The sequence below is a fragment of the uncultured Muriicola sp. genome (assembly GCF_947258935.1).
Classification (GTDB): domain Bacteria; phylum Bacteroidota; class Bacteroidia; order Flavobacteriales; family Flavobacteriaceae; genus Muriicola.
The window spans coordinates 18,983-33,904 of record NZ_CAMYKH010000001.1 but is presented as its reverse complement, the minus strand read 5'-3'; the positions used below and the strand labels follow the sequence as shown (position 1 = coordinate 33,904).

Below are 14,922 nucleotides of genomic sequence, written 5' to 3'. Positions count from 1 at the left end.
TGGTTTGGTTAACGTATAACGGTTATGGTGCCTTGTTTTAGGACCTCCGATGCATTTCTAATTTTATAAAAGAACACCATGTTCTGCTTTGTAAACGCGGCAGAAGATGAAGGCCAGTTATTCTGATAATTAAATTCGTTTATGATCTCTTTACCTTTTTCATTGTAAATAATGACATTAACGTCTGCTTTGTAGGAATAGGAATTTGGAATGATCCATTGATCATTTATCCCATCACCATTCACAGTGATCACATTAGGCACTTTAAAGGTGTCTAGGTAAGTCACATTTATATTTCTAATGATCTGGCAATTCCCAATAGTAGCGATCAGAACAAAATCTCCCTCTTCCGTAAAAGTCATTGAAGAGCCTGTGCTCATCTCAACATTGTTGCTGTCTAACCATCTATAACTACTTCCTCCCGAAGCAGATACAGTTCTTGAGCCGCCTTCCGGGAATACAATATCAGCTGCAGGATCTAGCGTAATTAGGTTTTCGTCTAAAGGATTTATATCGATCTCATTAGAAGGCAATGGACATCCGTTTCTCATTAATACCAATTGGTACATACCTTCTTCAGTCACGGTAAGATCGGTGGTTGTAACCCCAAGATCTGTTCCATTTCTGTTCCAGGTAAATGTCTCTCCACTCAGATTGGTGGTTGTACTAATTGTGATTGGTTCTGAAGGACCACAACTTACAAGACCGGTACTGCTTATAGTTAGGGTCTCATTGACCAAAAGTTCAACAGTTAAATTGTTGGAAGTACTTGAATAAGTGCTAAGAGTACCATCTAAGGTATAGGTGCCATTTTCTGTCGGATCCGTTAAGCTGATAGAACTGCTATTTGCTCCGGCTACATTAGCGCCATTAAGTTTCCATTGGTATGCAAAATCATTTTGTATTGCACCGGTGACATCGGTCTTGTTTCCTCCGGCATCAACAGCATTTATAGTTGTAACCTCCAGGGCAATACTGGTATTCTCACAAGCTACATAAGAAGTAGCATAGTCTATAATCAGTTCAAAAGAAGCGGGCGTAACAACAACCGTGCTCTCAGAATCTAATGATGTAGAAGTACAAACACCACCACTTAAAGTAACTCTTGCAAAATAAGTACCTGTTTCAGTGTCGTTTACCACTAGACTGGCAGAGGTAGCTCCCGCAACCGGACTACCATCTTTAAACCATTGATAGGTTGGGGATGAGGCATCTGTACTGACGCTTAAAGTAGAATTTTGACCTGGCAGCAATACAATGTTTGCTGCATTGTCTCTGGTAACTGTAAAGTTTCCGGCATTGGTGATGGTCACCGCGGCAGAACGCTCTAAACAGGCACCTGGCCCAAAGATCTCTACTTCATAGTCACCTTCAAATCCTGGACTTGAAGCATCTACAGTATAAATGTAATTATCAGAAGACGGGATAACCGCTCCATTCTGATACCATGTATAAGTTAAACTAGGATTGTTGATGTTGGCTTCCAGCGGCATGGTCTCTCCACTACACAGATCTGTTTTAGCAGGGGGATTAATAGCGACACCCAGACTTGTGCCTGAGGTTACATCAATAATATTGGAGAGTGTATTTCCGGAACCGGAACAGGCGCCATAATCTATTTCCACATTATACATGCCTGAAGCAGACACGGTAATGGATTCTGATTTTTCAGAAAGAGGCGTTCCTGATCGGTACCAATTATACTGAAAGGTATCTGCATTGGCTAATCCATAAACCTCAAGTGTAATGGAATTACCATCACATACTTCAGCAGTTCCATCACCAAAATCGGCTTGACCCTGTGGTCTTATGGTAAGTCCACTGTCTACCCCAATGTAGTACATAGGGTATGGATCGGAAGCTGGCCCGATCACAGCCGGACTAGTACTACGAACACGAAGTCTGTAGTTTTCACCCCTGGTATCTATGGGAACTGTGAATTGCATATAGAAATCAAAAACAAGATTCTTAGAATTATCTGTTGCAAGTTCAACAGGGCTGCTAAAATCTCCTGTAGCATCAGACAATTCAAGGATAAATACGTTATCGGAATTCACTAAAGGCGGATTCCAGGTAAATTGCACCCAGTAATCGTTAAAGGAAGCAGAGGCACAAGCCCTGTTCCATGGGGTAGCCCCGGCAGGGGGCGTTTGATTTGGAGCAGCCACCGGTGCATTTAGCACTTGGGCATGCATACTACCAAGACCTAGTAGAAAGATCGGTAGCATCACAAATCGTACGATGCAAAATAATTTTGTTTTCATAAGCGAGTGTAGTTTTGGGGGACTACAGTGGCGGCATCTCAATCTAAATCCGCCATTTTTTCTCATCCCATTTAGTATTCTATAACAAATATGTCATATATATGCCGCCATAGGAATTTAATGTTGTAGGTGCATTTAAATATGTTGTGAAATGGTACTATTTGTATGGATAGGCTTTTTTATGGGCCTTATACTCCCATTTTTCATACCTTTGCAGCTTCAAAAAGCGGGTAATGAGCGAAGAAAAAAAAGCGCTGAATTTTATAGAACATATTGTTGAGGAAGATCTCTCAAACGGATTTCCAAAAGAACAATTGCGTTTCCGTTTTCCACCAGAACCAAACGGATATTTACACATTGGGCATGCAAGTTCTATTTGCCTCAATTTTGGGTTGGGATTGCGTTACAATTCCCCTGTGAATCTGAGGTTTGATGATACCAATCCGATCAAAGAAGAAAAGGAGTTTGTAGATGCTATTAAAAGAGATGTGGAATGGCTTGGATATGTTTGGGAAAATGAATGCTATGCTTCAGACTATTTTCAGCAATTGTACGATTGGGCCGTACAGTTGATCAAGAATGGAAAAGCGTATGTAGACAGTCAGTCTTCGGAAGACATGGCGTCACAAAAGGGAACTCCCACAGAACCTGGTGTAAATAGCCCGTTTAGGGATCGTAGCATCGAAGAGAATCTGCAACTATTCGAGGGGATGAAAGAAGGCAAATACGCAGAAGGAAGTCATGTTTTAAGGGCTAAAATAGATATGACGGCCTCTAATATGCTAATGCGAGACCCCATTATGTATCGCATCCTGCACAGGCCACACCATCGCACAAATACCGATTGGTGTATTTATCCAATGTACGACTGGACGCACGGTGAAAGTGACTATATTGAACAAGTGTCACATTCCTTGTGTACCCTTGAATTTGCTCCTCACCGTGAATTATATGATTGGTTTTTAGATCAGGTGGTTGCTAAAGAAAAATTAAGACCCAAACAACGCGAATTTGCCAGAAGAAATTTAAGCCATACGGTTGTGAGCAAACGAAAGCTTCTACAGTTGGTAGAACAAAATGTTGTGAAGGGTTGGGACGATCCAAGAATGCCCACAATATCGGGGCTAAGAAGAAGGGGGTATACCGCAGAATCTATAAGAAATTTTGCAGATACCATAGGGATAGCCAAAAGGGAAAATTTAGTAGATGTTTCTTTACTTGAGTTTCATGTAAGAGAGCACTTGAATAAAATTGCACCCAGAGTTATGGCGGTCTTAAACCCCGTGAAAGTAGTGATAGCCAACTATCCAAAAGAAAATACCGAATGGTTGAAAGCAGAAAATAACCCAGAGGATGAATCGGCAGGAGATAGAGAGGTTCCTTTCTCCAGAGAACTTTATATAGAGCAAGAGGATTTTAAGGAAGAAGCCAACCGTAAATTCTTCCGTTTAAAATTGGGCGGGGAAGTGCGACTTAAAAATGGGTATATCATAAAAGCAGAAAGTTGTACGAAAGATAAGGATGGGAATATAACGGAGATACAATGTACCTATGATCCAAAAAGCAAGAGCGGAAGTGGCACGGAAGAAAGTTTGCGAAAAGTAAAAGGTACCTTGCACTGGGTTTCTGTTCCACATGCTATTCCTGTAGAGGTTAGATTGTATGACAGACTATTTACGGACGAAGCACCGGATTCTCACAAGGATAAAGAATTTATGGATTTTGTAAACCCAGATTCGCTGCGAGTAATTACCGCCTTTGCGGAACCAAGTTTAAAAGAGGCTCAGGTTGAAGACCATTTTCAATTCCAGCGATTGGGATATTTCAACATAGATGTTGATTCCAGTCCGGGAAAGTTAGTTTTTAACAGAACCGTCCCTTTAAGAGATACCTGGGCCAAAATTCAGGAAAAAGCATAAGATAGATTCTATCTATAAATATATTTATAACAATAAGTATATTAAATTAAAAATGGATCAATTAGAGCTATTCTGAGTCATTTATAAAAAAAGACAAGGGGAAAGTCTGGGTTATCAATCAAAATCTCCATTAGGAGTATTTAAAATCACTTTTCTAATTTCTTTGAAATACAAAATTAAAAAACCTGAAGTTTCTTAAATCTTCAGGTTTTTTAATTATACAAGAATTTAATTACTGCTTCCCTTTAGGCTTTGGATTTTCTTTTTTCATGGCCTCCCCTATCATATTACTTGCGGTAAAAGATGCAACCATGTTATTCAGCATATCACTTCCTGCCTGTGGTGAGTTAGGCAGAAGAATAAGATTGGTATTGGTTTCTTCTCCAATGGCCTGAAGTGTATCGTAATGTTGTGTTACTACGATCAGGGCAGATGCTTCCTGAGAATTGATGCCTACTTTATTAAGTACTTCTACTGATTCTTCCAAACCACGGGCTATTTCTCGTCTTTGATCTGCAATACCCATTCCCTGCAAGCGTTTGCTTTCTGCTTCGGCTTTTGCTTTTTCTACGATCAGGATACGAGCGGCATCTCCTTCAAATTGCGCAGCGATCTTTTCCCTTTCCGAGGCATTAATACGGTTCATGGCTGCTTTTACTTGAGAATCTGGATCAATATCGGTAACCAGGGTTTTAATGATATCATATCCATAATCGAGCATTGCATCTTGTAATTCGCCTTTCACGGCAATGGCAATATCATCCTTTTTCACAAAGACATCATCCAATTTCATTTTAGGAACCTCTGCCCTTACCACATCAAATACATAAGATGTTATCTGTTCATGTGGGAAATCCAATATATAAAATGCTTCATAGACCTTAGTTCGTATAATAACATATTGAACAGAAACCTTAAGTTTCACAAACACGTCATCTAGCGTCTTTGTTTCTACGATCACATCTAATTGTTGAATCTTTAGACTCACACGACCAGCTATCTTATCTACCAATGGGATCTTCATTTGTAATCCGGAATTCCGAATGCTGAGGAACTTACCAAACCGTTCAATGATGACCGCCGTTTGTTGTTTCACTACAAAAAATGAGAGTAAAAGAAGGATGAAAGCAAAAAAGAAGATCGGTATTAAAATAAAATTTCCCATTATTATTGAATTAGTTAATGATTAAAAAATAAGTGTACCTAATAGGTCGGTATTTTTATGATTTTGTTACAATCTGGTATTGCATGAATGCGGAATTAGATATTGTTGCCAATATTAAGTTAGTCGATCTATCGCGATCCGAATTCTTTTTACGCTTTCTTCTTTTCCTATAAGGGCAAGAATATCGAATAAGTGAGGTCCTTTTAGGTCTCCGACAATTACAAGACGCAAAGGCGCCATTACCATCCCAAAGGATAGTTCTTCAGCTACGATCCAATCTTTAACGACTGTCTCCAAATTGGCAGATTCAAATGAAGGAGCTGCTTCTAATACCTTTTGGAGATTACCAAGAATAGTAGGTGTGTTTTCCTTCCATTGTTTCTTAACCGGCTTCTCTTCATATTCATCAGGAGTTTCAAAGAAGTACGAACTTAAATCCCAAAGGTCATTTACAAAATTAGCGCGCTCCTTTACCATAGACACCACCTTGGTTACATATGATAGGTCCATATGAGATGCCAGAGAGACATTCTTTTTCTGAACAATAGGATAAAAAAGAGCCGCAAGCTCTTCATCCGATTTTTGCTGTAAATATTGATGGTTGTACCATTTGGTTTTATCCGGATCGAATCGCGCTCCGGAATTATGAACCCGCTCCAGCGTAAAAGCATTGATCAATTCTTCGAGCGTATAAAGTTCTTTATCATCACTGGAGTTCCATCCGAGCATGGCCAGGAAATTTACGACTGCTTCCGGGAAATACCCGGCTTCCTTATAGCCGACAGATGATCCCCAGGAAAGCGGAAATACCGGAAAGCCCATTTTTTCACCATCGCGTTTGCTTAATTTTCCTTTTCCCGTGGGCTTCATAATTAGAGGCAGATGTGCAAAAACAGGAGGCTTCCATCCAAATGCCTCGTATAGCTGACAATGGAGTGCCAATGAAGGCAACCACTCTTCTCCCCTGATCACATGCGTGATCTCCATTAAATGATCGTCTACAATATTTGCAAGATGGTAGGTAGGCATCCCATCACTTTTAAACAATACCTTGTCATCTAATAAAGAAGCATCAATACTTATATCTCCGCGGATCAGGTCGTGAAGCTTTATGGTATCTTCATGTGGAGTTTTAAACCGGATAACGTGATCTTCTCCTGCAGCTATTCTGGCCTGAGTTTCTTCAGCGGTTAGTGCAAGTGAATTGGAAAGTTTTTCTCTATTATGCCAGTTGTAAATAAAGGTCTTGCCTTTTTCTTCATGATCTTTCCGGTGAAACTCCAACTTCTCCGCTGTATCAAAAGCGTAATACGCTTTTCCTTTTTCTACCAGTTCTTCGGCGTACTTTTTGTATAGTTCCTTTCGCTCACTTTGGCGATAGGGGCCAAAAGCTCCATTCTTCCCAGGACCTTCATCAAAAGGGATCCCACACCAATTCAGGGCATCTATGATATATTGCTCTGCGCCTTCTACATAGCGGTTCTGGTCCGTATCCTCAATCCTCAGGACAAAAGAACCTCCATGTTTTTTAGCAAATAAGTAATTGAATAAGGCAGTACGGACTCCACCAATATGTAATGGTCCAGTGGGACTGGGAGCAAACCGAACGCGGACATTGTTGTTCATGGAAAAATTCTTAAGAAAGCAAAGATAGGCGGAAGCTATGGAATGCCAAAAGGTAACGGTATCAATTCCCGGCCTTCTGTATCATTGTGAAATGCAAGAGCCTTTATGCAGGTTTCATTGTATTGGGGATACGTTTATTCATGATCTTAAACCATAAAGGAGGCAAAAGAGAAAGAACCATGGAGGTAGGATAGCCAAAGGGCATTTGCGGAGAATCCTCATGGCAATCGAGAACCTGGTATTTCTTGGAAGAGATATAATGATGATCACTATGTCTGGTTAATTCGTATAGCATGATTCGCCCTAAAACATGATTGCTGTTCCATGAGTGTATCTCCTTCACTCGTTCATAACGTCCTGAAGGCATCTTTTGACGTAAGAGCCCGTAATGCTCAATATAGTTGACAGTTTCCAAAAGTAAAAAGCCTACTGTGGCGGCCCCAATCGCAAACAAAAGGGTAGGTAGGCCAAAGAGAATAAGGACCAGAATCAAATAAGCGAGTTGCAAAATAATATACCAAAACATATCATTCTTAATGGAAAAGAACGATCGTTTCTCACTGTCCAATAATTTTAATTGGATCTTCCAGGATTTTACCAATTGCCCGCTAACAGAGGTGATCCAAAAGGAATATACAGATTGATTATAGCGGGCAGTTGCCGGATCTTCCTTTGTAGCGGCATGGAGATGATGGCCAAAATTATGTTCAATATAGAAATGCATATACAAGGAAGGGAGAAGCAGTAATTTTCCAAGGAATCGATCATTGGACTTCAGTCTATGCCCCAATTCATGACCTACATTAATGCCATTAGTTCCCAGGACGATACCGATAGAAAGTATAAGTCCGGCTATTTCATAAGGAGCATATGTTGTTTGTGAAAATGACCATAGAAAATAGAAAAGTAGTCCATATACTATGGGAAGATTGGCATAGAGCATCCAATCAAACAATGTATTGAGGATTCTTTTATCTTTTGTTTCCTTATCAAAATTCCGAGTGTCTAACGGGAGTATTATCTCCAATATTGGAATAAGAACAAAGCCGTACACCGGGGTAAAATAGCTCCATACCCCCCCTAAGTTTATACCGATCAAAGCAGAAAGAGGAAGTGTTAAGGCTGCCAGGTATTTTAATTCCTTCATTGTAAGCTTTTTAACAAATTTTTGAGGTTCAATTATGCCATATCCGGTATCTTGGTATTAAATATAGCAGATTTTGGATAGTTATAAGAACATTCTACATAAACTGTCGGCATTCATCACCAAGTACTATACTACCCGAATGATCAAAGGGGCCTTCGTATTTGTGGCTCTGGCATTGTTGTTTTTCTTAAGCGTACTGGCGTTGGAATATTTTCTTTGGCTAGGCTCCACGGCAAGACTCGTTTTATTAATTATTTCTTTAACAGTAACCCTTTTATTGTTAGTGAAATATCTAATAATCCCTATTACTTATTTACTAAGAATTCGAAAAGGACTCGATCTAAAAGTAGCTTCCAGGATCATTGGTAACCACTTTCCGGAAGTGGGCGATAATCTGATTAATCTTTTAGATCTCGCAGACGACAAACAGAAAACAGAATTGTTGCTGGCAAGCATAGAACAACGCTCTAATCAACTTTCGCCTATCCCTTTTAATAGGGCAATAGATATTCGAAAGAGTTTGGCATATGGAAAATATGTACTTATTCCATTATTCATAATAGCAGGCATTGGTATAGCAGGCCAGTTAAATTCTTTTATGAGTTCTTATGATCGTGTGGTCAACTATGATGTGGCCTATGAGAAACCGGCACCCTTCAGATTTGTAGTATTAAATGGGGCTTTGGATGTGCTAGAATCAGAATCGTATACACTCAATATCGCTACCGAAGGGGAAATACAACCAGATATTGCCTATATCGTTATAGACGGAAAAGAACGATTATTACAAAAAACTAATGGTCAGTTTTCATATACATTCAGGGCTCCGATACAATCTCAGGACTTTTATTTAAGTGCTAATAAAATAAGGTCTAGGCAGTATCAGTTAAACGCCCTGGTCACACCTTCTATTCAGGAATTCAAGACCATTTTATCTTATCCGGCCTATACTCAAAAAAAGACGGATACACTTCAGGGAACGGGTAATGCTGTAGTACCGGAAGGCACAATAATAATGTGGCAAATAGAAAGTGAAAATACTAATAGTGTACAATTGATAACTAATGATACTACGGTAGTATTTGCGGTTGATAAGGGAGAATATGGGTATACAAGAAAGGTATTTAATGAATTAGAATATGAAGTAACTACTTCTAATGAGAATATAGAGCATTATGAGCGACTCCAATATCGTATTAGAGTAAACAAGGATGCAAGTCCTTCTATCAAGGTAAAGGAGATACGCGACTCAGTAAGTCAAGCACTTTCTTACGAAGGAATTACATCAGATGATTATAAAGTATCAAAGCTAGAAATAGTCTATTATGCTGATAATGAAGAGAATAAAGGTATTACTTTGGAATTGGCACGCCCCGGAGATCGGGATTTTAGTTTTTACTATGATTTTCCTTCTGGTCTGGAACTGGAAAGAGGAAGGAGATATTCCTATTATTTTCAAGTAACAGATAATGATGCACTGCGGGGTGGAAAGAAGGCAAAAAGTCAGGTATTCTCTACAGACATTCTCAATGAAAGACAGGAAAAGGAGCAGCAATTAAACGATCAAAAGAAGCTTTTACAGGAATGGGATGGGGCATTGGATAAATTCCAGGAACAGGAAAATGCTTTAAAGCAACTAGAACGAGATCAAAAAGAAAAGAATGTACTGAGCTTTAATGATCAAAGGGCGATAAAAGACTTTTTAAAGCAACAGCAACAGCAAGAGGCACTGATGGAAAAATTCAGCAAGCAACTCAATAAATCAATGGCCAATGAGAAGCAAACAGATCCTTTGTTAAAAGAACGACTGGAGCGGCAGGAAATTGAAGCAAGAAAGAATGAGCGACTTCTGGAAGAATTAAAGAAGATTGCCGATAAGTTAAACAAAGAGGAAATGTCCCAACGCCTGGAAGAAATAGGCAAAAAGCAACAAAATAGCAAACGAAATCTGGAACAATTACTTGAACTAACCAAGCGGTATTACGTTACAGAGAAGGCGAATCAGTTAGCCAAGGATCTTGATGAGTTAAGTGAAAGGCAGTATATTTTATCAAAATTAGGGCAGGAACAAGATTTTAATGTTGATCAACAAAAAAAGATAAATAATCAGTTCGATACAATTTCTAAAGGACTGGAAGACCTTAGAAAGGCCAATGCAGATCTAAAGAAGCCTATACAGATGGATACTTCTGAGGAAAAGGAAGAAGAGGTAAAGGAAGATTTGAATGAGGCCAAGGAAGAATTAAACAAACAACAGGGCCTGGAGGAAGCATCGGAAGGTCAGGAAAAGGAAAAGGCCGGTAACAAGGCCAAAAAGAAGCAGCAATCAGCCGCAAACAAGATGAAACAGATGTCGGAGGCTTTGGAGCAATCGGCCATGTCCGGGGGTGGATCATCCATGGCAGAAGATGCCGAAATGCTAAGGCAGATCCTGGATAATTTATTGAAATTTTCATTTAAACAGGAGACCCTATATGATCGTTTACAGGAACAGGGAATGGAGAGGGGTTATTATACAAGCGTTGTAAAAGAAGAACAACAATTAAAGAGCTTATTTGAACATGTAGATGATAGTCTTTTTGCTTTGTCTTTGCGACAAGTGGAGTTAACGGAATTTGTCAATGAGCAGATAACTGAGGTCTATTATAATATTGATCGCTCGCTTAGTAGCCTTTCTGAAGGGCAAACCTATCAGGGAGTGTCGTACCAGCAATATGTACTAACAGCAGCAAATAATTTGGCAGATTTTCTGGCGAATATTTTAGGAAATATGCAGGAGACATTGAGTAAGGGAAAAGGAAGTGGACAAAAAAATGATGGATTTCAATTACCCGATATTATTAAAGGACAAAGCGGTGTTCAGGAGCGTATGGAGGGGATGAAACAAAAGGGGGATGAAGGACAAGAAGGTCAAGAAGGCAAAGAGGGTGAACAAGGAGAAGGAGGAAAGAGTGGTAATGAACCTAAAGAAGGAGGTGACGAAGGAAAAGATGGGGCAGGTGGAAGCGGATCTAAAGGAGAAAATACTGGTAGCGGTTTGGATATGAATGAAAAGGAACTAAATGAACTCTACGAGATATACAAAGAACAGCAACTAATACGTGAAAAGTTAGAAGAACAACTGGCTACGTTTATTCAGGAATCAGATAAACAGTTGGCCAAAAGATTAGCGCAACAAATGGAAGAATTTGAACGCGATCTTCTGGAGAATGGCATTACGCAACGCACAATGGACAAGGCGAATAGAATTCAACAACAATTGCTAAAACTTGAGAATGCGGCCATGCAGCAGGGAGAGAAGGAAGAGCGTGAAAGTAAGAAGGTAAGCAAGAATTATGGTAAGCCGCTGATAAACAGCAGAAAAGAAAAGACAACAGAAGAAGGCCAATTAGAATTATTACAAAGACAAGTATTACCTTTGCAGGAATTTTACAAGGATAAAGCTAAGAAGTATTTTAAAAAGGATGATTGATTTTGTATACGAAACTGATTTTAAGATAGTTGAGTTATATAAATATACCGATTGGTTGAAAAGTTTAATTATTTCAGAAGACAAAATTCCTGGTAATTTATGTTTTGTATTAACTACGGATGATCAGGTACTGGAGATCAATAAGAAATATCTTGGACATACTGACTTTACAGATGTGATTACGTTCGATTATACAAAGGGGAGTGAGATTCATGGTGACATACTTATTTCGATGGATCGAATTAAGGAGAATGCAAAGAAATACAAAGTTAAACCGGAAGATGAGTTACGACGCGTCATGGCACACGGGGTATTGCATTTAGTAGGTTATACGGATAAAACTAAGGCGGAAAAGAAGGTGATGAGAGAAAAGGAGAATGAAAAATTAAAAATGTTCCACGTGGAACAATAGAAGAAGGCAATGTTCGAAAAGGAGTATGATGTAATTGTAGTTGGGGGTGGACATGCAGGCGCTGAGGCTGCTGCTGCTGCTGCCAATATGGGTTCCAAAACACTGTTGGTGACCATGAATCTGCAGACTATAGGGCAAATGTCTTGTAATCCTGCAATGGGTGGTATTGCCAAAGGACAAATAGTTAGAGAGATTGATGCCCTTGGTGGATATAGTGGCATAGTTTCGGACAAATCTGCTATACAGTTTAAAATGCTGAATAAAAGTAAAGGTCCGGCAATGTGGAGTCCAAGAACTCAGAATGACCGAATGCGTTTTGCAGAGGAATGGCGCTTAGCCTTAGAACGCACACCAAACGTAGATTTTTACCAGGAGATGGTAAAGGGTTTACTAGTAAAAGGTGATAAGGTAGTTGGAGTAAGAACTTCGTTAGGTTTAGATATCAAAGGGAAGTCGGTGATCTTAACCAATGGCACATTCCTTAATGGTCTAATTCATATAGGCGAGAAGCAATTTGGTGGGGGAAGAGCCGGAGAAAAGGGCTCAACCGGAATAACGGAACAGTTAAGCACCTTTGGATTCGATTCGGGAAGAATGAAAACGGGAACACCGCCGCGTGTAGATGGCAGATCTCTTGATTATTCCAAAATGATACTTCAGCCAGGGGATATTGTTCCTGAAAAATTCTCATATTTAGATACGCCTCTTTTGACAGCACAAAGAGATTGTCATATGACCCATACCTCAAAAGAGGTTCATGAATTATTAAAAGAAGGGTTTGACAGATCTCCTATGTTTAATGGAAGAATCAAAAGCATAGGGCCTCGTTATTGTCCTTCCATAGAAGATAAGATAAATCGGTTTGCAGATAAGGAAAGTCACCAGATCTTTGTTGAGCCTGAAGGCTGGGATACAGTGGAAGTATATGTAAATGGTTTTTCTACTTCCTTACCGGAAGATGTGCAATTTAAGGCACTAAGATCAGTAAAAGGATTTGAGAAAGTGAAATTTTTCAGACCTGGTTATGCAATAGAGTATGACTATTTTCCACCAACACAATTAAAACACACACTAGAAACTAAGTTAATTCAGAATTTGTATTTCGCGGGCCAGATAAATGGTACTACTGGGTATGAAGAAGCAGCTTCTCAGGGGCTAATGGCAGGGATCAATGCCCATTTAAAGATAAGCGAACTTCCTCCTTTTACACTACAGAGAGATGAGGCATATATTGGGGTATTAATAGACGACCTTATTACAAAGGGGACAGAAGAACCTTATCGCATGTTTACTTCCAGGGCCGAGTACCGAACCTTATTACGTCAGGATAATGCAGATATACGATTAACCCCAAAAGGCTACGCATTAGGATTGGCATCTGAAGAACGCCTTAGAAAAATGCAGGAGAAGGAACGGAAATCGGATGCTTTTATAGATTTTTTCAGGAATACAAGTTTCTCCCCGGAGGCTATAAATCCCATTCTGGAAGAAGTGGCGTCTGCTCCGGTAAAACAAGCTGATAAGATGTATAAGGTATTTTCAAGACCTAATGTTACAATGGGTCATATGCTTCAACTAGAGGAGGTGGCCAATTATGTTGAAACTCATGAATTGGGCAGGGAGGTAATGGAACAGGCAGAGATACAGGTAAAATATTCTGGCTATATAGCAAAGGAAAAGAATAATGCGGATAAACTACAACGCCTGGAGAACATTAAAATACCGGAAGGTTTCGATTATTCTAAACTGAAATCACTATCCTATGAGGCACGCGAAAAGTTACATGCCATAAGACCCGTAACCATTTCACAGGCATCCAGAATAAGCGGGGTTTCCCCAAGCGACATAAGTGTGTTATTGGTTTTTATGGGGCGCTAAACTACAATTGTTCCACGTGGAACAATTTAGGGCTTACTAATTGTACTTTGTCCATTTGAATGATAACTATGGAATTCTTTTTAACTACAAAGGATCATGCGGTCACTAAGGAAAGTTTTGAGTTGCAGTATAATGCTAACTTGGAAATGCTTCACACCGTTCCAAGACCCAAAGAAATAGACAAGTATTATCAGGATGAGAATTACGTCTCCCATACCGATGGGAATCGTACTGTTTTAGAAAAAATATACCAACTGGTAAAAAAATTTAACCTTAAGAAGAAGGAATCCTGGATCAAAAAATACACAAAGAAAAATGCTGAGGTATTAGATGTGGGCGCCGGTACAGGATCACTTGTCAAGTTCTTGAAAGAACGCGGCTGGGCGTCAGATGGGGTAGAGCCAAATTCAAAAGCGCGTTCAGTGGCTAAGGTAAAGGGAATAGAATTGAAGGCCACCTTAAATGACCTTGGCGACAAAAAATACGATCTGATTACCCTTTGGCATGTACTGGAACATGTACCTGATCTTGAAAAAAATATACAGGAAATAAAAAATAGGCTTACTGATGATGGGGTGTTATTTATCGCTGTCCCTAATTTTCGTTCCTATGATGCAACTCACTATGGATCTTTTTGGGCGGCATATGACGTGCCTCGACACTTATGGCATTTCTCCCAAAAATCAATTCAAAGGATCTTTTCTAACAATGGATTTTCATTGGTTACCACCAAACCGATGATATTTGACGCATTTTATATTGCTCAGCTCTCTGAAAAATACAGACACGGGAAACATCGATTCTTGGCTGCTTTTTGGCACGGACTTCGCTCAAACTACCATGGCTGGAGAAGCGGGGAGTATTCTTCCTTACTTTACGTCTTAGAAAAGCGGTAATAGCGCGTTACGGGCCTTTTAGTGAATTATCTCGCATTCTTGGCCATACTTGTACGGGAGTGCAAAGATCTAGCGTAGAGGGCTTTTAAATGTCCGTCAGATTAATAGAGTAAAACAATCACAATGCAACAAAGACATAGAAA

9 protein-coding genes are annotated in these 14,922 nt (G+C 39.6%); 5 read left to right on the top strand and 4 right to left on the bottom strand.

All coding sequences use genetic code 11. The features are described from left to right. Positions 1 to 8 precede the first annotated feature (8 nt). Entirely contained in the window at positions 9 to 2,264 is a 2,256-nt protein-coding gene (locus Q0X72_RS00125) for a gliding motility-associated C-terminal domain-containing protein (protein ID WP_297760218.1), read from the bottom strand. Positions 2,265 to 2,497: 233 nt separating this feature from the next. Between Q0X72_RS00125 and Q0X72_RS00120 the strand changes: the two genes are divergently transcribed. Then, complete coding sequence (locus Q0X72_RS00120) at positions 2,498 to 4,183, top strand: glutamine--tRNA ligase/YqeY domain fusion protein (RefSeq protein WP_297760215.1); 1,686 nt, start codon at positions 2,498 to 2,500, stop codon at positions 4,181 to 4,183. A 232-nt stretch (positions 4,184 to 4,415) separates the two neighbouring features. Here the strand turns inward: Q0X72_RS00120 and Q0X72_RS00115 are convergent, their stop codons facing one another. From Q0X72_RS00115 to Q0X72_RS00105, 3 genes are all read right to left on the bottom strand, one after another. Continuing rightward, positions 4,416 to 5,348 carry an SPFH domain-containing protein gene (locus Q0X72_RS00115; protein ID WP_297760212.1) on the bottom strand — a complete coding sequence of 311 codons (933 nt, stop codon included), beginning with the start codon at positions 5,346 to 5,348 and terminating at the stop codon, positions 4,416 to 4,418. Between the two features lie 114 nt (positions 5,349 to 5,462). Next, positions 5,463 to 6,974: a glutamate--tRNA ligase gene (gltX, locus tag Q0X72_RS00110; RefSeq protein WP_297760210.1), complete on the bottom strand. Its 1,512-nt coding sequence runs from the start codon at positions 6,972 to 6,974 to the stop codon at positions 5,463 to 5,465. Positions 6,975 to 7,077: 103 nt separating this feature from the next. Beyond that, the gene (locus tag Q0X72_RS00105) at positions 7,078 to 8,121 is read right to left on the bottom strand and encodes an alkane 1-monooxygenase (protein WP_297760207.1); all 1,044 of its coding nucleotides are present in this window, start codon (positions 8,119 to 8,121) and stop codon (positions 7,078 to 7,080) included. A gap of 73 nt (positions 8,122 to 8,194) precedes the next feature. Here Q0X72_RS00105 and Q0X72_RS00100 point away from each other — a divergent pair, with 73 nt between their 5' ends. The 4 genes from Q0X72_RS00100 (at position 8,195) to Q0X72_RS00085 (ending at position 14,779) form a co-directional block, all read left to right on the top strand. Further along, a complete protein-coding gene (locus tag Q0X72_RS00100) occupies positions 8,195 to 11,593 on the top strand; it encodes a hypothetical protein (protein WP_297760205.1) in 3,399 nt (1,132 codons plus the stop codon). After that, positions 11,586 to 12,005 carry an rRNA maturation RNase YbeY gene (gene ybeY, locus Q0X72_RS00095; RefSeq protein ID WP_297760202.1) on the top strand — a complete coding sequence of 140 codons (420 nt, stop codon included), beginning with the start codon at positions 11,586 to 11,588 and terminating at the stop codon, positions 12,003 to 12,005. The genes Q0X72_RS00100 and ybeY overlap by 8 nt, the downstream gene beginning before the upstream one ends. Before the next feature lie 9 nt (positions 12,006 to 12,014). Next, positions 12,015 to 13,883 (top strand): tRNA uridine-5-carboxymethylaminomethyl(34) synthesis enzyme MnmG, encoded by a 1,869-nt coding sequence (gene mnmG / locus Q0X72_RS00090; RefSeq protein WP_297760199.1) that lies wholly within the window; start codon positions 12,015 to 12,017, stop codon positions 13,881 to 13,883. Positions 13,884 to 13,951: 68 nt separating this feature from the next. Then, positions 13,952 to 14,779 (top strand): class I SAM-dependent methyltransferase, encoded by an 828-nt coding sequence (locus tag Q0X72_RS00085; RefSeq protein ID WP_297760195.1) that lies wholly within the window; start codon positions 13,952 to 13,954, stop codon positions 14,777 to 14,779. The last annotated feature ends 143 nt before the right edge of the window (positions 14,780 to 14,922 follow it).